The sequence below is a fragment of the Mannheimia pernigra genome (assembly GCF_013377995.1).
Classification (GTDB): Bacteria; Pseudomonadota; Gammaproteobacteria; order Enterobacterales; family Pasteurellaceae; genus Mannheimia; species Mannheimia pernigra.
This window is the reverse complement of the sequence record NZ_CP055305.1, coordinates 1,673,689-1,692,283: the sequence shown is the minus strand read 5'-3', so window position 1 is coordinate 1,692,283 and position 18,595 is coordinate 1,673,689. Positions and strand designations below refer to the sequence as shown.

At 38.6% G+C, this 18,595-nt stretch carries 18 protein-coding genes; 10 read left to right on the top strand and 8 right to left on the bottom strand.

Annotated elements, in window-relative coordinates:
- Positions 1-252: 252 nt before the first annotated feature.
- The 3 genes from queA to purE all read right to left on the bottom strand — a co-directional run bounded on the left by queA (position 253) and on the right by purE (position 3,179).
- On the bottom strand, positions 253-1,338 hold the full coding sequence (queA, locus tag HV560_RS08135; RefSeq protein ID WP_176812854.1) for a tRNA preQ1(34) S-adenosylmethionine ribosyltransferase-isomerase QueA: 1,086 nt from the start codon (positions 1,336-1,338) through the stop codon (positions 253-255).
- Positions 1,339-1,435: 97 nt separating this feature from the next.
- On the bottom strand, positions 1,436-2,539 hold the full coding sequence (gene purK / locus HV560_RS08130) for a 5-(carboxyamino)imidazole ribonucleotide synthase (RefSeq protein WP_176808553.1): 1,104 nt from the start codon (positions 2,537-2,539) through the stop codon (positions 1,436-1,438).
- A gap of 142 nt (positions 2,540-2,681) precedes the next feature.
- Positions 2,682-3,179, bottom strand: a complete 498-nt coding sequence (gene purE / locus HV560_RS08125) for a 5-(carboxyamino)imidazole ribonucleotide mutase (RefSeq protein ID WP_159629910.1) — start codon at positions 3,177-3,179, stop codon at positions 2,682-2,684.
- 167 nt (positions 3,180-3,346) lie between these two features.
- Between purE and HV560_RS08120 the strand changes: the two genes are divergently transcribed.
- The gene (locus tag HV560_RS08120; protein WP_159629912.1) at positions 3,347-3,991 is read left to right on the top strand and encodes a glutathione S-transferase N-terminal domain-containing protein; all 645 of its coding nucleotides are present in this window, start codon (positions 3,347-3,349) and stop codon (positions 3,989-3,991) included.
- Positions 3,991-4,395, top strand: a complete 405-nt coding sequence (locus HV560_RS08115) for a ClpXP protease specificity-enhancing factor (protein WP_159629914.1) — start codon at positions 3,991-3,993, stop codon at positions 4,393-4,395. The genes HV560_RS08120 and HV560_RS08115 overlap by 1 nt, the downstream gene beginning before the upstream one ends.
- A gap of 65 nt (positions 4,396-4,460) precedes the next feature.
- On the opposite strand, the gene efp is transcribed toward HV560_RS08115, so the two are convergent.
- Positions 4,461-5,027: an elongation factor P gene (gene efp, locus HV560_RS08110; RefSeq protein WP_159629916.1), complete on the bottom strand. Its 567-nt coding sequence runs from the start codon at positions 5,025-5,027 to the stop codon at positions 4,461-4,463.
- A 161-nt stretch (positions 5,028-5,188) separates the two neighbouring features.
- Here efp and HV560_RS08105 point away from each other — a divergent pair, with 161 nt between their 5' ends.
- Both HV560_RS08105 and epmB read left to right on the top strand, forming a co-directional pair.
- Positions 5,189-5,725, top strand: a complete 537-nt coding sequence (locus HV560_RS08105) for a hypothetical protein (protein WP_176808552.1) — start codon at positions 5,189-5,191, stop codon at positions 5,723-5,725.
- A 52-nt stretch (positions 5,726-5,777) separates the two neighbouring features.
- On the top strand, positions 5,778-6,770 hold the full coding sequence (gene epmB / locus HV560_RS08100; protein WP_176812617.1) for an EF-P beta-lysylation protein EpmB: 993 nt from the start codon (positions 5,778-5,780) through the stop codon (positions 6,768-6,770).
- A gap of 86 nt (positions 6,771-6,856) precedes the next feature.
- On the opposite strand, the gene asnS is transcribed toward epmB, so the two are convergent.
- Entirely contained in the window at positions 6,857-8,260 is a 1,404-nt protein-coding gene (gene asnS, locus HV560_RS08095; RefSeq protein WP_176812616.1) for an asparagine--tRNA ligase, read from the bottom strand.
- Positions 8,261-8,683: 423 nt separating this feature from the next.
- Between asnS and sbcB the strand changes: the two genes are divergently transcribed.
- The 3 genes from sbcB to HV560_RS08080 are packed head-to-tail and all read left to right on the top strand — an operon-like array spanning position 8,684 to position 11,648.
- Positions 8,684-10,228 (top strand): exodeoxyribonuclease I, encoded by a 1,545-nt coding sequence (sbcB, locus tag HV560_RS08090; protein ID WP_176808549.1) that lies wholly within the window; start codon positions 8,684-8,686, stop codon positions 10,226-10,228.
- Complete coding sequence (locus HV560_RS08085) at positions 10,228-10,827, top strand: DNA glycosylase (RefSeq protein WP_176808548.1); 600 nt, start codon at positions 10,228-10,230, stop codon at positions 10,825-10,827. Before sbcB ends, HV560_RS08085 begins: the two co-directional genes overlap by 1 nt.
- A 2-nt stretch (positions 10,828-10,829) precedes the next feature.
- Positions 10,830-11,648: a PHP domain-containing protein gene (locus HV560_RS08080; RefSeq protein ID WP_159629928.1), complete on the top strand. Its 819-nt coding sequence runs from the start codon at positions 10,830-10,832 to the stop codon at positions 11,646-11,648.
- An 82-nt stretch (positions 11,649-11,730) separates the two neighbouring features.
- Here HV560_RS08080 and efeB read toward each other — a convergent pair whose 3' ends face one another.
- A complete protein-coding gene (efeB, locus tag HV560_RS08075) occupies positions 11,731-12,921 on the bottom strand; it encodes an iron uptake transporter deferrochelatase/peroxidase subunit (protein ID WP_176812615.1) in 1,191 nt (396 codons plus the stop codon).
- A gap of 14 nt (positions 12,922-12,935) precedes the next feature.
- The gene (gene efeO, locus HV560_RS08070) at positions 12,936-13,751 is read right to left on the bottom strand and encodes an iron uptake system protein EfeO (protein WP_176812614.1); all 816 of its coding nucleotides are present in this window, start codon (positions 13,749-13,751) and stop codon (positions 12,936-12,938) included.
- A gap of 260 nt (positions 13,752-14,011) precedes the next feature.
- Between efeO and uvrB the strand changes: the two genes are divergently transcribed.
- Genes uvrB through HV560_RS08055 form a run of 3 tightly spaced genes read left to right on the top strand, consistent with a single transcriptional unit; the run spans position 14,012 to position 17,721 of the window.
- Positions 14,012-16,030, top strand: a complete 2,019-nt coding sequence (gene uvrB / locus HV560_RS08065; protein ID WP_176812613.1) for an excinuclease ABC subunit UvrB — start codon at positions 14,012-14,014, stop codon at positions 16,028-16,030.
- A 2-nt stretch (positions 16,031-16,032) separates the two neighbouring features.
- Positions 16,033-16,785, top strand: a complete 753-nt coding sequence (locus HV560_RS08060; RefSeq protein WP_176812612.1) for a TatD family hydrolase — start codon at positions 16,033-16,035, stop codon at positions 16,783-16,785.
- 36 nt (positions 16,786-16,821) lie between these two features.
- On the top strand, positions 16,822-17,721 hold the full coding sequence (locus HV560_RS08055; RefSeq protein ID WP_159629934.1) for a DMT family transporter: 900 nt from the start codon (positions 16,822-16,824) through the stop codon (positions 17,719-17,721).
- Positions 17,722-17,806: 85 nt separating this feature from the next.
- Here HV560_RS08055 and HV560_RS08050 read toward each other — a convergent pair whose 3' ends face one another.
- Positions 17,807-18,577, bottom strand: a complete 771-nt coding sequence (locus HV560_RS08050) for a Nif3-like dinuclear metal center hexameric protein (RefSeq protein WP_176808543.1) — start codon at positions 18,575-18,577, stop codon at positions 17,807-17,809.
- Between the last annotated feature and the right edge of the window lie 18 nt (positions 18,578-18,595).

The window sequence follows — 18,595 nt, the reverse complement described above, 5'->3', positions numbered from 1 at the left end:
CCCCAAAAGTTGGGTTAAACAACCAACTGATTAAGGTGCAGATTTTTTATAACTAAATACAGCCTATCTTTCAAACAGCAAATCATTGTTTCTTCAACGGTAAAAATGGCTCACTGATCCGTTGGGATTTTTAGCTTGCAAAAACAACACTAAAACGTTGGATTAAACAGTATAATCATTTGGCATCAATAGATGAGTGTCCTTAGCAAAAAGCGGATTTACTCGTTTGAATTTAAATGAGTAGCCCTTAAATCAAGGCAGGTCATTTAGTGCATTCGGGTTTTTATTAATAAACATAGCGTCACCGTAACTGAAGAAGCGATATTTCGCTTCAACCGCGTGGGCATAGGCATTCATCGTATTTTTATAACCAGCGAAAGCGGAAACTAGCATAATTAATGTCGATTCAGGTAAATGGAAGTTGGTAATTAACGCATCAACTATTTTGAACTGCTTGCCTGGATAGAGAAAAATCGTGGTGTCAGAGAACAATGGAGCAATGAGTTTACCTTCTTTTTCTGCTGCCAAAGCGGCACTTTCTACTGAGCGAACAGACGTTGTGCCAACTGCAATCACTCGCTTTCCTAGCGCTTTGGTGGCTAAAATTTTATCTACAACCTCTTGGCTTACTTCGGCATATTCTGCGTGCATTTTATGTTCTTCAATAGTATCGACTCGCACAGGCTGGAATGTACCCGCACCAACGTGAAGGGTGACAAAAGCCGTATCTACCCCTTGTGCTTTTAGTTTTTCAAGCATCGCATTATCAAAATGTAAGCCTGCAGTGGGGGCGGCTACGGCACCTAACACCTTGCTATAAACGGTTTGATAGCGTTCTTGGTCAGTATCTTCATCAGGGCGGTTGATATAAGGTGGCAGAGGTATATGTCCGGCTTGTTGTAATAAATCAAATAACGGTTGATTTTCACAAAACACTAATTCAAATAAAGTCTCGTGGCGAGCAATCATTGTGGCGGTAAAACCGTTTCCTTCGCCTAATTTATCTTCTCCGAAAATTAATTTTGCCCCTTCTTTGGGGGCTTTTGAGGATTTAACGTGTGCCAAACATCGGTGTTCATCTAATACGCGTTCCACTAATGCCTCAACTTTTCCACCACTTGGTTTACGGCCATAGAGTCGAGCAGGAATCACTCGAGTATTATTGAAGATTAAAAGATCACCTTCATTAATGTGATCGTATAAATCAATAAATTGCTGATCAGCAAACTTGCCTGTTTCGCCGTTTAAATGAAGTAGTCGGCTGGCAGAACGCTCGACAGTTGGGTAGCGAGCAATTAGCTCATCGGGCAAGTCAAAATAAAAATCTGAAACTAACACGGTTATTCTGTTCTCTCTAGTAAAAAATGGCAGAAATAATAGCATAAAAAAAAGCACAAGTCAGAAACCTGTACTTCTTGAAATGAGCAAATTTTTCTTAAAATTTAACCGCTTGTCTTAACTTCTCAATGGTCCAATCCAATCCTGAATAGAAATCATCAGTTAAAGTAGGTTTTAATTGTTCAAGTAAATTAATCAGCTCATTTTTATCTGGATGAGTAAGGTTGATGTGCCCTACTTTTCTGCCTGCTCTAACATCTTTACCGTACCAATGGAGCTGGCTAAATGGAAGGTTAAGCCATTGGTTGGTGTGTTCAATGCCGATTAAATTCACCATTACACTAGGTGCAATTTGCTTAAGCTCTGGTGTTGGTAAATCAAGTAAAGCTCTTAAATGAAGCTCAAATTGGCTGATAGAACATCCAAGTTGTGTCCAGTGTCCGCTGTTGTGAACACGAGGAGCAAGTTCGTTAATTAATAAATGCTCTCCCACGACAAAGCATTCCATTGCCATTACGCCGATGTAATCTAATTCTTGCATTACCGCACTGAGCATTTGTTCAGCTTGTTGTTGGTAAATAGCTTGGTTAGGTAAATTTATATCTGACACCGAATAACGCAAAATACCATTTTGTTGGAGGTTGTGAGAAATTGGATAGAAACGGGTTGAGCCATTTCTAAATCTTGCTCCAATAATCGAAATTTCGCCGTCAAATGGAATAAATTTTTCGGCAATCACCTCTCCGAATAAAGAGGCTGGAATTTGGTCTATCGAGTCTGGGGTAATAATCCATTGCCCTCGTCCGTCATAACCGCCAGTACGGCGTTTAACCACTATTTTTTCTCCAATATGTTGAAAAATAGACTTTAATTTCTCCGCATTTTCTACTAATTGCCAAGTTGATGTGGCAAGGTTAAGTTCATCAAGTAGCGATTTTTGCGTGAAGCGATCAGCTAATCGTCCAAATACGTTGAGATTCACAAAATTTTTATGATTACCGAGTAGTTGCGTTAGGGGGGTATCTGACCAACGTTCAATTTCGGCGGTAATAATGCTATTTGGATTAATATCAAAAATCGGGGCATCGAAGGCAAGTGGCTTGACCTCAATATCAAGCGGTGCTCCTGCATAACGCAACATTCTGCCCAATTGACCATTGCCTAATACATAAACAGGAGGGTAGATTGTACTTTTTTGCATAGTAATGTTCTCAAATAAATAATTTGGTCGTGAGGATAATTAAATAATAGTAAAGCCATATTTTGCAAATACTCGCAAGCGGTCAATTTTTGAGAAAAAATTACCGATTTTTCTTCACTCATTTGCAAGAGTTAGGTAAATGCTATTCCATGCGGGGATCTGGATTATCTAACACCACTTTAGTTTGATTTTGGCGGAAAGCGTGTAACTTTTCTGCAATTTCAGGATTGAAAGCAGCTAGAATTTGAGCGGCTAATAAGCCTGCATTTGCTGCACCTGCAGGGCCAATAGCAAGTGTACCAACAGGAATGCCTTTTGGCATTTGTACGATAGAGTAAAGGCTATCTACACCGCTTAACATTGAGCTTTTCACTGGTACGCCTAGCACAGGTACAATAGTTTTGGCTGCAATCATACCAGGTAAATGGGCTGCACCACCTGCTCCAGCAATAATGACTTTATAGCCTTGAGCTTGGGCGGATTCAGCAAAAGAGAAAAGTTTATCGGGTGTACGGTGAGCAGAGACGACCTCAACGTGGTAGTTCAAACCAAATTGATCTAAAATTTGTGCGGCTTCAGACATTGTAGCCCAATCACTTTTAGATCCCATAACAATAGCAATTTCCGCGTTCTTTGACATTTTAAATCCTTATGTGCTATGTAAAATGGCGTCATCATACCACATAAAGCAATCGTTTGCTTGGCTATTTCATATCATAAAGCCAAATTTGGGGGCTATTATCTATTAGTTGAAATATGATATAATTAGCGACCAATTTTAGTTAAATTTAATCATCGGAGATATAAATGACGAGTAGTATAAATAAACGTTCAGTAATGACGCTTTTTTCGGATAAAAATGATATTTATAGCCATCAAGTACGTATCGTATTAGCAGAAAAAGGGGTTCCTTATGAAATTGAGAACGTTACGCTAGGTAGTATTTCTGAAGATTTATTAGAATTAAACTCTTATGGTAATATTCCGACCTTAGTTGATCGTGAGTTGGTGTTATTTAACCCTCGCATCATTATGGAGTATTTAGATGAGCGTTTTCCACATCCTCCATTAATGCCCGTTTATCCTGTTTCTCGTGGGCAATGTCGCTTGAATATTTATCGTATTGAACAAGATTGGTATGCACAAATTGATTTAGTGAATAAAGATCCTGAATCGGCAGAAGGCAAAAAAGCATTAGCACAGTTAAAAGAAGATATTTTGGCATTAGCTCCCGTTTTTTCTGCTAAACCTTATTTTATGAGTGATGATTTTAGTCTTGTTGACTGTTATATTGCACCATTATTATGGCGTATGCAGATTTTAGGCGTGAAATTTACTGGCTCTACAGCAAAACCAATTAATACTTATATGACCAGAGTATTCCAACGAGATAGTTTTATTCAATCTGTTGGTGGTGAAGCACCTAAACACTTAATGGATGATAAAGATTAATGAAACCGTTAAGACCTTATCTTTACAATGCGTATTACAACTGGATTATTGATAACGATAATACGCCTTATTTATTAGTAAATTCAGAGTATCCAGATGTTGATGTGCCAGTAGAATTTGTCAAAGAAGGAAAAATTATCTTAAATATTTCTTCTCGTTCTATTGGACAATATATTGCAACCGAAGAATATATTGGCTTTAGTGCACGTTTTCAGGGAATGTTAAGAGATATTCACATTCCTTTTGGCGCAATGGAAGCTATTTATGCTCAAGAAACAGGTGATGGTATTATGTTTCAAGAGGAAGAGTATTATAGCGTGGAGGCTTATCAAGCCCGCTTGGGTACTGAAAAAATTCAGAATCCTAAAGTGAAAAAAGCATCAACTTTAAAATTAGTCAAATAGCACAGTAAAATTAAGCCCTGTATTACAACAGGGCTTAATTTTTTTAATTATAGTGAGATAAAAACTTATTTCACACGAGAAACATATTCACCAGAACGTGTATCTACGCGAATTACTTCGCCAATTTGTACGAATAGCGGTACGCTAACAACCGCACCTGTGCTTAGTGTTGCTGGTTTACCGCCTGTACCTGCGGTATCGCCTTTTAAGCCTGGATCAGTTTCAACAATCTCTAACTCAACAAAGTTTGGTGGCGTTACGGCAATGGCAGAGCCATTCCATAATGTCACGATACATTCTGCATTATCAACTAACCATTTTACGTTATCGCCTAATGCTTTTTCATCAACAGAAATTTGCTCAAACGTTTCTGGGTGCATAAAGTACCAGAAATCGCCATCGCTGTATGAGTAGTTGTAGTTAGAATCAACAACATCGGCTGCTTCAACAGAAGAGCCTGATTTGAAGTTGATCTCTAATACTTTGCCAGAAATTAATTTACGAATTTTAGTACGTGTAAATGCTTGACCTTTACCTGGTTTTACAAATTCGTTTTCAACAATTACACAAGGCTCACCATCTTGGATAAATTTTAAACCTTTTTTAAAGTCATTAGTGCTGTAACTAGCCATTATTTCCTCAATTATTCAAAAAATAACAATAAATTAACGTATTTTGAACCGAACCCTCTTGGGGTTTCCAAAAAGAGCTATATAATAACCTAAATTCATAAAATTAGCGAAAGATCTCTAAAATTTTTTGCTATACTTTTTACTTTTAATGAGGAATACGAATGAAAAAATTAATTACTCTTTCTGCTATTTTAGCGGTTTCTGTTGCCACAGTTGCAGAGGCAAAACGAGGTGGTGGTTTCCGTTCAATGAGTTCATCAAAAGCGATTTCGACTAAACCTGTAACTAAAAAACCAACTCAACAGCAAAGAGACGCAACATTTGCAAATACGCCAAATAACACAGCAACTCAACCGCAAGTTCGCCAAAGTAGCACAATGGCCAATGTCGCAATGGGGGCGGCGGCAGGCTATATTTTGGGTGATATGATGTCATCAAATGCACACGCAAACCAACCAGCAGAGGTAAATGCACAACAAGCGGTTAATTCTGCGCAAAATATTGCAAATGGTGCGATTGCAGAATTTAAGAGCATTGGTGGACAAATTGATCCTTTCTTAGTTGAGAAAACAGATGGCTACCGTCGTTACTGTATTTCTGGGGTGCAGTATTTGGTGGCAGCACAAGGTGCTCAAGCTTCGCCTGTGGTAATGGTAAATCCAAATGGTACACCATTACAATGTAACTTAATTCCTTAGCTTCTTGTCATTTTTTACTCTCGTTCTTTATGGAGCGGGAGTATTTTTGTTTATGCAACCAATTCAAATTAAACCACTTTGGCTTACTGAACTTGCTCAAGCCTTTAATAATCCTATTGATTTACTGGAGTTTTTATCGCTTAATCCTGCAGATTTTGAGGCAGATATTGCTGCTCGAAAATTATTTGCCCTCAGAGTACCAAAAGCATTTGCAGAGAAAATGGAAAAAGGGAACCCAAAAGATCCGCTTTTTCTGCAGGCGATGTCATTGCAAGAGGAATTTATTGAGCAGGAGGGATTTATTGCTGATCCTTTAGAAGAGCAGAAAAGTCCAGCACCGAATATTTTGCACAAATATCATAACCGTTTATTATTTATGATAAAAAATAGTTGTGCGATTAATTGTCGATACTGTTTTCGTCGTCATTTTCCTTACGATGAAGTGAAAAGTGGTAAAGCGGTCTGGCAAGAAAGTTTAGACTACATTGCACAACATACTGAGCTGGAAGAGGTTATTTTTTCAGGCGGTGATCCGCTAATGGCAAAAGATCAGGAATTACACTGGCTGTTAGATAAACTTGAGCAGATTCCACATATCAAAACGTTGCGTATTCACTCACGGCTTCCTGTTGTTATCCCAAATCGCATTACTTTTGAATTATGTGAACGGTTATCAGAATCTCATTTGAATATAGTTCTGGTTACACATATTAATCACGCTAATGAAATTGATGAAATTTTTGCTGAAAAAATGAGAATGCTTACAAGAGCAGGCGTAGTATTACTCAATCAATCGGTAATGTTAAAAGAGGTAAATGATAATCCTCAAACCTTAAAAGCATTAAGCGATAAATTATTTGAGTGCCGTATTTTGCCTTATTATTTGCATTTGTTTGATAAAGTAGCGGGGGCAAGTCATTTTTATATTGAAGATGAAAAAGCGATTGAGATTTATCGAGAATTACAAAAAATAACTTCAGGTTACCTTGTTCCCAAACTGGCAAGGGAAATTGCAAAAGAGCCGAATAAAATATTAAAAGGCTAGTAACGATATGTAAAAAAGGCGAAAGGTAAAATTTTCGCCTTTTTTGATCGCTTGCCAGCGGTCGTTTTTATTCGATTTTTTGCAAATTAGAAGCTTGCATTGCGTGGAGAGCGAGGGAATGGGATCACATCACGAATGTTTTGTAAACCTGTTACATAAACAATTAAACGCTCAAAGCCTAAACCAAAACCTGAATGCGGCACTGTACCGTACTTACGTAAATCACGGTACCACCAGTAATCCTCAGGATTTAAGCCCATTTCATTCATACGTTTATCTAATATATCTAAACGTTCTTCACGCTGTGAACCACCGATAATTTCACCAATTCCTGGTGCCAAAACATCCATAGCCGCAACGGTTTTCCCATCATCATTTAAACGCATATAGAAAGCTTTAATATCTTTCGGATAGTTTTTCACCACCACGGGTGATTTAAAATGTTCTTCTGCTAGATAGCGTTCGTGTTCAGAAGACAAATCAATTCCCCATTCTACTGGGAACTCAAATTCCTTGCCTGATTTTAATAAAATCTCAATAGCATCAGTGTAGTCTACCTGAGCAAAAGGTGCATGAATAAAGTCTTCTAAACGGTTGATTGCCTCTTTATCAACGTGTTTAACAAAGAATTGCATATCGTCTTTACGTTCTGCGAGCACCGCACGGAAAACGTATTTCAACATATCTTCCGCTAATTTTGCATTATCATTTAGGTCTGCAAATGCAATTTCAGGCTCCATCATCCAAAACTCCGCTAAGTGACGAGTTGTGTTTGAATTTTCAGCACGGAAAGTGGGACCGAAAGTGTAAACTTTGCTTAATGCACAAGCATAAGTTTCCGCATTTAATTGACCTGATACGGTTAAGAAAGATTCTTTACCGAAGAAATCTTGGTTGAAATCTACTTTACCACTTTCGCTGCGTGGTAAATTTTCTAAATCTAATGTTGAAACACGGAACATTTCCCCAGCACCTTCAGTATCTGAAGCAGTAATCACAGGGGTTGCAACCCAGTAGAAACCTTGCTCGTGAAAGAAACGATGAATAGCTTGTGCTAAACAGTGACGAACACGTGCTACGGCACCAATTAAGTTTGTACGAGGGCGTAAGTGGGCGACTTCACGTAAATATTCGACAGAGTGGCGTTTTGCTGCCATCGGATAGGTATCGGGATCTTCAACCCAGCCAACAACTTCTACGTTTGTTGCTTGCAACTCAACAGCTTGCCCTTCAGCAGGTGATTCAACCACTTTACCGGTTACAATCACAGAGCAGCCAGCAGTTAATCGTAATACTTCATCATTATAATTTGTTAAATTGTTATTGATGATTGCTTGGATTGGATCAAAACAAGAGCCGTCATAAACGGCTAAGAAAGATAAACCTGCTTTTGAGTCACGGCGGGTACGAACCCAGCCTCGCACGACAACTTCTTCACCTACTGCAATTTTGCCAAATAGGATATCCGAAACGGTTGGAAATTTAGACATTTAATACCTCAAATTTTTCTTGTGAGCGCTTTTATAAATAATGTGCAATATTCTACAAGAAAATGGGGGGAATTATAATAAGTTTACGGAATTATTTGAAAATTTGTTGGTCAATAAACATTGTAAGCAGTTAAATCTGGAAACTGGATTTACGGGTGGTTAAAAAAATTTTTGTTTTGAATGAACTTTTTATTTAATCAACTGGTCTTAATATCCGTATAACCGATTTATGCAAGTTTTTTTCATTTTTCCTTTTCCTTAGGTAAGACCTCCGCCCCTTTTCGATATTTTGATTAGGGGCTTTTTTTATTTAAACATTTGCACATTTTTATTGAAAAATAACCGCTTGTATTTCTGCCACTCTTTTACACTAGATATGATACAATCTCTGCAATTTTTATAATTTCTGGATAACGAAAACTAATGAGCAAATCCTTTTCTTTTTTCTTTTATGACTATGAAAGTTTTGGTGTAAGCCCATCTCACGATAGGCCAGCACAGTTTGCAGGCATTCGTACCGATGAGGATTTTAATATCATCGATGATCCAGTGATGTTTTATTGCAAGCAAACACCAGACTATTTGCCTAGCCCTGAAGCCGTTATAGTTACAGGCATTACACCGCAACAATGTAACGATAATGGTTTGTCTGAGCCTGAATTTACAGCTCGAATTCACGCAGAATTTAGCCAAGCAAATACTTGTACTATTGGTTATAACAATATCCGTTATGATGATGAAATGACACGTTATACTTTTTTCCGCAATTTTTACGATCCGTACGAATACAGCTGGAAAAATGGCAATTCTCGTTGGGATTTATTGGATTTAGTGCGTGCGTGCTATGCTTTACGCCCCGAAGGTATTGAGTGGCCCAAAGATGAAAACGGTATGCCGAGCTTTAAGTTAGAAAATTTAACGAAGGCAAATGGCATTTCTCACGAAAACGCACACGATGCAATGTCGGATGTTTATGCCACCATTGCGATGGCGAAATTGATTAAAGAAAAACAGCCGAAGTTATTTCAATTTTTCTTTAATTTACGGATTAAAAAAGAGGTGAAAATGCTTATTGATACAGGCGAGATGACTCCGCTTGTACACGTTTCAGGAATGTTGGGCAATTATCGTGGTAATACGGCTTGGGTAGTGCCGTTAGAATGGCATCCAACTAATCCCAATGCCGTGATTGTGTGCGATTTATCGGGCGATGTGAATGGTTTACTGAACGAAAATGCAGAAACCTTACACCAACGTTTATATACCAAACGTGAAGCATTAACTGAAAATGATCTCCCTGTGCCACTAAAATTGGTGCACATTAATAAATGTCCAATTTTAGCACCAGCAAAAACCTTGTTACCTGAAAATGCAGAGCGATTAGGTATTGATAGGGCGTTATGTTTAGCAAATTTGCAGGCATTAAAAGCACAAAAATCGCTTGTGCGAGAAAAAGTACTGGAAATTTTTAATGACAAACGAGTTTTTGAGTTGTCACCTAATGTAGAAACAACCTTGTATGATGGTTTTTTCTCAACATCAGATAAAAATAATATGGCAATTTTACGTACGTTATTACCTGAACATTTAGCTAATCACGGTTTGAAATTTGAAGATCCTCGTGTAGAGAAATTGTTATTCCATTATCGAGCAAGGCATTATCCACAAACGCTGACGAGGGCTGAACAGATAAAGTGGCAGAAATACTGCCATCAGCAAATTGATGCAAAAGCAGAGCAGTTTGCGAAGTCTATTGATGAGTTATACCAACAATATAATGATAACCCTGGAATAGTAAAATTATTGGAAAATTTGACCGCTTACGCAGAACAAATATCACAAAAACAAACGGCGGTTTACACAAAAAATAACGAAGATGGAAAATTAATCAGTGATTTAAATAAGGCTGCAGAGCAACAGTTAAATAAGGCTGAAAAATTGAAATTATTAAAGGAATTGATCAAATAATGCCAATACCTGAATTAGAACATCATCCTTTTGAGCCAGTTCTGCCAGAACAATCTATCGTTATGATGATGGGAACTTTTCCGCCAACATCAGAAAAACGTTGTATGGAATTTCATTATCCTAATTTTCAAAATGATATGTGGCGAATAATGGGAAAAGTGTTTTTTGATGATATAAACTATTTTCGAGTAAAGGATGAAAAACGATTTGATCCTATTCAAATTGAAGCCTTTTTACAAGAAAAACAGATCGCACTTTGCTCATCTGCCAAAACAGCCATTCGTTTGAAAGGGAATGCGGCAGATAAAGATTTGCAAATTGTGGAGCCTGTAGATATGGACGAGCTTTTAATCCAACTACCAAAAATGAAATGGATTTTTACTACAGGTGGTTTGGCAACAGAGACTTTATTAGCACTTTTGCCAGAAAAAATTAAAGCACCCAAAACAAATGAATGGGTGAACTATCCGTATTTGAAATCAAGAGAGCTATATTTATATCGTTTGCCTTCTACTTCAAGGGCTTATCCATTAAGTTTGGAGAAAAAGATTGAGGCCTATCGCCAATTTTTCATTCAAGCGGGGTTAATTAAGGATTAATAATGAAATACGATTTACATTCACACAGCACGGCTTCTGATGGAATGCTTTCCCCAACCGAATTAGTTCAAAGAGCAGTTGATCAAGGCGTTGATATGTTAGCTTTAACTGATCACGATACTATTTCAGGTATTCGTGAGGCAAAAAGATTCGCGCAAACTCAACCAATCACTTTTATTTCTGGTGTAGAAATTTCGATTTTGTGGCAGGATAAAAGTATCCATCTAGCGGCACTCAATATTGATGACAAGAACGAAGAAATGATCCAATTTCTTGATAATCAAGCGCTATTACGTGAAGAGCGAGCGGTCGAAATTGGCGAAAAATTAGCAAAAGAGGGGATTGCAAATGCCTATGAAGGTGCAAAGGCTTTAGCAAGTGGCGAAGTAACCCGAGCACATTATGGGCGTTTCTTGTATGAACAGGGATATGTCCGTAACATTGAACACGCTTTCAAACGTTATTTAGGTATGGGAAAGCCAGCCTATGTAAAACCTCGGTGGAGTAGTTTGGAGGAAGCCGTTCGGACAACACACAACGCAGGCGGCGTGATTAATATTGCCCACCCATTACGTTATAAAATGACAGCGCGTTGGATTCGCCGTTTAATTAGTGATTTCAAATTAGCTGGGGGAGATGGCATAGAAGTTTCAGGATGTGGGCAAACCCTAGACCAACGTCAACTACTCACTCGCTGGGCGAAAGAGTTTGATTTATATGGCTCAGTAGGTTCTGATTTCCATCACCCGACAGGTTGGATTGAACTGGGTAAAAGTTTAGAGCTACCAAGAGAGTGCAAGCCAATTTGGGAGCTATTTTAGATTATAGGAGCAATAGTGATTTGCTCCTATGTTTTATAAGTACAGAATAAAATGAACTAAATTAGTAACCATTTTTATTCCTTTAAATCAAATCAAATAAGGCTTTCCCCAAATAATCATTTTCATCTTTCACACCTGCAAAACAGGCAAATAAGCCACTGCCAATGTGGGTAATATATTCATTCATTTTATCAATATTACCCAGTGAGTTTTGAATTTGGATAAATTGCTCAGGGCTTTGTTGAAACGAGATAAATAACAAACCAGCATCAAACTGCCCCTTGTCATCAATACCGTTTGAGTAAGAAAAGGAGCGGCGAAGTATTTGTAAGCCTGTTTTATTTGCAAGATGTGTATGGGACATTTCAGGAATAGCAGTATGACCTTTTTCGTCTTTTTTTGCCAAATTCAATGTATCAAATTCGTGTTGGTGCCTGAGCCCTACACCAGAATCTCGATGGCGACCAAAAGTTTCTTCTTGAGAGTGGAGATGGGTGCGATCCCAGGTTTCTAAAAACATCTTAATGCGACGAACTGCTAAATAAGAACCGCCTTTCAGCCAGCCATCTTTAACCCAAATGGTATTATCTTGTTCTTTTAAGCTACGGGCATTGGCAGTACCATCTTTAAATCCGAATAGATTGCGAGGGGTTCGCTCATCAATAAAAGAGTTAAAGCCCATTTGTGACCACCTCATTTTAACTTCACCTCGTGCTGCACGAACCAAATTGCGTATGGCATGAAAAGCCACTTGTGGATCATCAGCACAAGCCTGAATACAAATATCACCAGCAGTATATTCGGTTTGAAGCTGATCACGAGGAAAGTGTGGGAGGTTATTGAGTTGGGTAGGTTTCAGTTTTTCAATGCCTAATTTACTGAAAAAACTGTGGCTAATACCAAAAGTTAGCGTAAGACCTTGTGGTGACAAGCTATCTGCTTCTCCAGTATCATTAGGAGGAAGGAAATTATTCGTACTATAAGGCTTTACATTTTTGCCCTGCGTGAGGTTATTACTGTAAGCCGTCCATTTCTGAAAAATGGTTTTTACTTTATTAATATCGTTGGTATCTAAATCAAGCACCAAAAAATAGATATGTTTTTGTGCCGCAGTAACGATACCAGCTTGGTGTGTGCCAAAAAATGAATGTTGATTTTCTGCGTTTTGAGGAATTTGTCGTGATTCTAAACTAAAAGCAGGAGCAGACAATAAACCTGCTCCCATTAATGTAGAGTTTTTTAAGAAATCACGGCGAGAACGATTTTCTGCCATAATTGTTACTCCCATTATTTATTTAACAGCACACCTAATTGAGCTAATGGTTCGCCAAGTTGATTCACTGCTTCTGCAAGGGATTTGATATCTCCTTTTGAAAGTGCATCGTAACTTATGTAATCATAACCACCTGTTTTTGATTTATTATGCTTTTCTAATAATGCATTCACAGTAATAAAACGGCTAGCAATCTCAGCGGAAAGCTTTGCATCTACTTTTTCAAGCTGAGGTTTGAAAATCTCATAGATTTTCTCAGCCCCTTCAATATTGGCTTTAAAATCGTACAGGTCAGTTTTTGAGAAGATCTCTTCTTCGCCCATTACCTTAGTGGTAGAAACTTCATTTAATAAATCCACGGCACCAGTAATCATTAGCTCGGGCGTGACTTCTGCAGTTGGAATTTTAGCACGTAGCTCTTTCACGTCTTTAAGTAATTGCTCAGCGATTTCTTTTGTGCTTTCAGTCGTATTTTTCTCCCACAGTGTTTTTTCAATTTTATGGAAACCAGACCAGTCTTTTTCGGTTTTGCCTTCTTCTACTAAATCAACAAGGCGAGCATCAATACGAGGGTCTAAATCGTCAAAGCTCTCTGCAATTGGCTCAGAACGTTCAAAATACATTCGAGCAAGCGGGTAAATTTCTTTCGCTTTTTGCACATCTCCTTTAGCTAAGTAACTGACAAATTTTTCTGTACTAGCCACTAAGTGGTCTATCTCTTCAATGACAAATTGCTTATATGCCTCAGTTTCTTTGGTTAAATCTAATGCAAAAGCTTGAGTTGCTACAAAAAAGCTAGAGATGGCAAAAGTAAGTTTAGTTAAACGCATAATTTCTCCTTAGTAATGGTAAACTTATATATCATATTGATATTACGAATTATTATCAATATGACTGTGATTTAATTTATATAATAATTTGCAAATTATTATCAAAAAAACACCGCTTGTTTATTCCAGTTATAAAGAAGAATATAAATAGGCAAAACAACAGCTTACATCCCTAATATTAGGGGATTTCTAATGAAATTATGCGATCAATTATTAACTTATGCTAAAATCCTGCGAACATTTTTCAGGATTTTTATTTTATGAGCAAACAGCACAAACCTTTTATTCTTCACGCCCCATTTAGCCCCTCTGGTGATCAGCCAACTGCTATTGCAAAGCTAGTCGAAGGCTTAAATGACGGACTTGCTCATCAAACATTATTGGGTGTAACAGGATCGGGGAAAACATTCACTATTGCAAATGTGATTGCTACGCTTAATCGTCCTGCTATGTTGCTTGCCCCGAATAAAACCCTTGCGGCTCAGCTCTATGCGGAAATGAAAAGCTTTTTCCCTGAAAATGCGGTGGAATATTTTGTCTCCTACTATGATTACTACCAACCCGAAGCCTATGTTCCAGCAAGCGATACCTTTATTGAGAAAGATGCCTCAATTAACGAGCAAATTGAGCAGATGCGACTTTCTGCTACTAAATCGTTCTTGGAGAGACGAGATACCATAGTAGTGGCCTCTGTTTCCGCTATCTACGGTTTAGGCGATGTTGATGCCTATATGCAAATGATGCTGCATTTACAAGTAGGAGCGATGATTGGACAACGGGAAATTCTCTCTCGTCTTGCGGAGCTGCAATACACTCGCAACGATCAGGCATTTCAACGTTCAACTTTCCGTGTACGGGGCGATGTGATTGATATTTACCCCGCAGAAAGTGATGAAGTGGCATTGCGTGTTGAGTTGTTTGATGATGAAATCGAAAACCTCTCATTGTTCGACCCGCTCACGGGGCATAATTTAGGCAAAGTGCCACGCTACACGATTTACCCGAAAACGCACTATGTCACGCCACGAGAACGAATTCTAGAAGCCATTGAGCAAATTAAATCGGAGCTGGTCGAACGCCGCACCTACTTTATTCAGGAAAATAAACTGCTGGAAGAACAGCGGATCGCTCAACGCACGCAATTTGATATTGAGATGATGAATGAGCTAGGTTACTGCTCGGGCATTGAAAATTATTCACGCTATCTTTCGGGGAGAAAAGAGGGAGAGGCACCGCCCACCTTGTTTGATTATATGCCTGCAGACGGTATTTTAGTGATTGATGAAAGCCATGTTACCGTACCACAAATCGGCGGTATGTATCGGGGAGACCGCTCAAGAAAAGAAACACTGGTGCAATATGGCTTTCGACTGCCGTCTGCACTTGATAACCGTCCGCTTAAATTTGAGGAGTTTGAACGCCTATCACCACAAACAATTTATGTATCTGCCACACCTGGGGCGTATGAGTTAGAGAAAAATCCCGAGGTGGTCGATCAAGTTGTTCGTCCAACAGGTTTGCTTGACCCCATTATTGAAGTCCGCCCAGTGGCTACGCAGGTGGACGATTTATTGTCGGAAATTCACAAACGAGTAGCGGTAAACGAGCGTGTGTTGGTTACTACGCTTACTAAAAAAATGGCGGAAGATCTCACGGATTATCTAGATGAACACGGCGTTCGGGTTCGCTACTTACATAGCGATATCGATACGGTAGAACGGGTCGAGATTATTCACGACTTGCGTATGGGAATGTTTGATGTATTGGTAGGAATTAACTTGCTCCGTGAAGGTTTAGATATGCCTGAGGTCTCACTGGTAGCGATTTTAGATGCAGACAAAGAGGGTTTTCTCCGTTCTGAACGATCGCTGATTCAGACCATTGGGCGAGCTGCCCGAAACCTTAACGGCAAGGCAATTTTATATGGCGATCGTATTACGAACTCAATGCAGAAAGCGATTTTTGAGACCGAACGTCGTCGTGAAAAGCAGATAAAATATAACGAAGAAAAAGGCATTGTGCCACAAGCATTAAATAAAAAAGTCGGTGAGCTACTCGATATAGGACAATCCGACAAACCAAAACGTGGCAAACAAGCGGTCAAAAAATCTGAAAATTCTGCAAATGAATACAAACCGAAATCCCGCAAAGAGTTGGAAAAAGAGCTGAAAGTGTTAGAACAACAAATGCGAGATTTTGCCGCCAACTTAGAGTTTGAAAAAGCGGCTGCAACAAGGGATAAACTGCAGCAATTGAAGGCGGTTTTATTGGAAGTCTAAAAATGCTTTTCGATACCCATATCCATCTTGATCAATTTTCAGATCAAGAAATAGCAGACATTTTACAGCAACCTAATTTACAAAGTGTGCTGGCGGTTGCAACAGATTTAGCCAGTTGTGAAAGGTTATTGGCATTAAAAGAGCAATATTCTAAGCTTTATATTGCCGCAGGTTTTCACCCAGAACAGGCGTTACTTTCGGAAAATGAGATCGAAAAACTCTTCGATTTTATTGCAAAAAATCATCAAAAATTGACCGCTTGTGGGGAGGTTGGCTTGCCGCATTACCGAAAGCGAGAAAATCCAGTATTAGATTATCAGCCTTATATTGATTTGTTAGAGCGTTTTATCATAACGAGCAAGCGGTATAATTTGCCGTTAAATTTGCATATTGTGTATGAAGATACGGAAATTGCCCTTGAATTGCTGGCAAAACATCAAATTCAACAAGCCCATTTTCATTGGTTTAAGGCAAGTGATGAGACGCTGGAAAAATTGCTTTTAACCCCTTATTTTGTTAGTCTTACGCCCGATATTTTGACTAACCCGAAAACGCAAAACGTTGCTCAGATTTTTCCGTTAGCACGGCTTTTAATTGAAACCGATGCCCCTTGGCAACACGAGGGCTTTGAGTCTGTCGAAATTACTCAGCAACTTTCCGCCGTCATTAAAAAACTGGCAGAAATTAAGCAGTTGCCTGAAATATCTGTTACAGTGCAGATTAAGCAAAACACGCAGTCATTTTATCTCATTTAATATCATCTTTTAGCTTAACGTATTTTATTAGAACCTATGAAAAATCATCAACCGATTAAAGGGGCAATTGCAATTATTACCGCAGGGGTATTGTTTGCCTGTATTAATACACTTATTCCGAAACTCACGTCCATTTCGCCCATTGATTCTAGTGTGATTGCATTGGTGCAATATCTTATTGCATTCGTGTTCCTTGTGCCAAGTATGAATAATGTTGGTTTTTTTTCTTCGCTGAAAACCGCCCATTTTGGACAACATTGTTTTCGCATTTTTCTTTCAGCTATCGGCATTCAATGCTGGACAATGGCATTGGCTAATCAATTACCTATTTGGCAGGGTATTGCGTTATTGATGACATCGCCATTATTTGTCACTATTGGTTCTGGCATATTTTTGAAAGAACAAATTGGAAAACGGCGTTGGATTGCTACCGCACTGGGTTTTATTGGTGCGATGATTATTTTAGAGCCTTGGAGTGATAATTTTAATCTTATTGCTTTACTACCCCTTGCTGCTGCTTTTTTCTGGGCAGGCTATTCATTGATGGTTAAAAAACTTTCTCGCTATGATAGCCCAACCACAATGGTTGCCTATTTATTTATTTTAATTACGCCATTTAACGTGCTGATTGCTTTAACTAACCTAAGTCCAAGCGGATTTAGCCTGCCTTCTTGGAGTGATTTCGGCTTTTTAATTTTGCTTGGTTTTTTAACAGCACTGGCTCAATTAGCGGTTGCAAAAGCTTATAACTTAGCGGATGCATCTTACATTCAACCGTTCGATTTTATTAAATTACCACTCAATGTATTAGCTGGTTGGCTCGTTTTTAACTGGGTTCCACCAGGTAAATTATGGTTAGGGGCGGCGATTATTATTGCTGCAACAGTTTACATTACCTATGCAGAAGGAAAAGTAAGTAAGCGGACAAGCGGTTAAATTTGGCTGATTTTTTGCAATAATCTAACACCTTTTAAAAGGCGGGCGTTTCCGCCTTTTGCTTTAAACGCTGTGGAATAATTTATTATGCAGGGTTATTAATATCAATGAATTCCACGTCTAAGCCGTACTGTTGAGCTAGCCATTCACCGAGGGCTTTTACACCATCTCGCTCTGTGGCGTGGTGTCCGCAGGCAAAGTAGTAAATGCCTTGTTCACGTGCTGAATGAGTGGTTTGTTCAGAAATTTCACCACTAATAAAGGCATCACAACCTTTTTCAAAAGCTAAATCAATATAGCCTTGTCCGCCACCAGAGCAAATACCGATTTTTTTAATCATTTTTTGTGGGGTAGAAACAAATTCATCACACAAAATCACCGTGCGTTGTAACGTTTTTTCAAGCGTTTGTTTTAGATCTTCGGCAGAAATTGGGCTGTCTAATTCGCCGTACATTGGAATTGAGTTTGGGCTATCTTCAAGACCTCTCAAATTAAGCAGCCCTAAATGTTTTGCCAATTGTGCGTTGTTGCCTAGTTCTGAGTGGATATCAAGCGGTAAATGGTAGCCGAAAAGATTAATATCATTCACTAAAAGTTGTTTGATGCGTTTGCCTTTCATACCACGAATACACGGGTTTTCGCTTTTCCAAAAATAACCGTGGTGAACTAAAATCGCATCAGCATTTTTCTCAATTGCTTTTTCAATCAGTGGCAGAGATGCTGTTACGCCTGTAATAATTTTACGAATCTCTTTTTTGCCTTCAACCTGTAAGCCGTTGGGGGCGTAGTCGTTAATGGCAGAACTATTTAGTTTAGTATTGAGAATTTGCTCGAGTTCAATATTGGTTATGGTCATTTTGTTTTCCTTATAAAC

What these genes read in the sequence shown, in the direction of transcription:
- HV560_RS08085 (WP_176808548.1), top strand. Translation starts at nt 10,228, where the DNA reads ATGCCAATACCTGAATTAGAACATCATCCTTTTGAGCCAGTTCTGCCA.
- HV560_RS08080 (WP_159629928.1), top strand. Translation starts at nt 10,830, where the DNA reads ATGAAATACGATTTACATTCACACAGCACGGCTTCTGATGGAATGCTT.
- epmB (WP_176812617.1), top strand. Translation starts at nt 5,778, where the DNA reads ATGCAACCAATTCAAATTAAACCACTTTGGCTTACTGAACTTGCTCAA.
- HV560_RS08115 (WP_159629914.1), top strand. Translation starts at nt 3,991, where the DNA reads ATGAAACCGTTAAGACCTTATCTTTACAATGCGTATTACAACTGGATT.
- HV560_RS08120 (WP_159629912.1), top strand. Translation starts at nt 3,347, where the DNA reads ATGACGAGTAGTATAAATAAACGTTCAGTAATGACGCTTTTTTCGGAT.
- efp (WP_159629916.1), bottom strand. Translation starts at nt 5,027, where the DNA reads ATGGCTAGTTACAGCACTAATGACTTTAAAAAAGGTTTAAAATTTATC.
- sbcB (WP_176808549.1), top strand. Translation starts at nt 8,684, where the DNA reads ATGAGCAAATCCTTTTCTTTTTTCTTTTATGACTATGAAAGTTTTGGT.
- HV560_RS08105 (WP_176808552.1), top strand. Translation starts at nt 5,189, where the DNA reads ATGAAAAAATTAATTACTCTTTCTGCTATTTTAGCGGTTTCTGTTGCC.
- efeO (WP_176812614.1), bottom strand. Translation starts at nt 13,751, where the DNA reads ATGCGTTTAACTAAACTTACTTTTGCCATCTCTAGCTTTTTTGTAGCA.
- purE (WP_159629910.1), bottom strand. Translation starts at nt 3,179, where the DNA reads ATGTCAAAGAACGCGGAAATTGCTATTGTTATGGGATCTAAAAGTGAT.
- uvrB (WP_176812613.1), top strand. Translation starts at nt 14,012, where the DNA reads ATGAGCAAACAGCACAAACCTTTTATTCTTCACGCCCCATTTAGCCCC.
- HV560_RS08050 (WP_176808543.1), bottom strand. Translation starts at nt 18,577, where the DNA reads ATGACCATAACCAATATTGAACTCGAGCAAATTCTCAATACTAAACTA.
- HV560_RS08055 (WP_159629934.1), top strand. Translation starts at nt 16,822, where the DNA reads ATGAAAAATCATCAACCGATTAAAGGGGCAATTGCAATTATTACCGCA.
- efeB (WP_176812615.1), bottom strand. Translation starts at nt 12,921, where the DNA reads ATGGCAGAAAATCGTTCTCGCCGTGATTTCTTAAAAAACTCTACATTA.
- purK (WP_176808553.1), bottom strand. Translation starts at nt 2,539, where the DNA reads ATGCAAAAAAGTACAATCTACCCTCCTGTTTATGTATTAGGCAATGGT.
- HV560_RS08060 (WP_176812612.1), top strand. Translation starts at nt 16,033, where the DNA reads ATGCTTTTCGATACCCATATCCATCTTGATCAATTTTCAGATCAAGAA.
- asnS (WP_176812616.1), bottom strand. Translation starts at nt 8,260, where the DNA reads ATGTCTAAATTTCCAACCGTTTCGGATATCCTATTTGGCAAAATTGCA.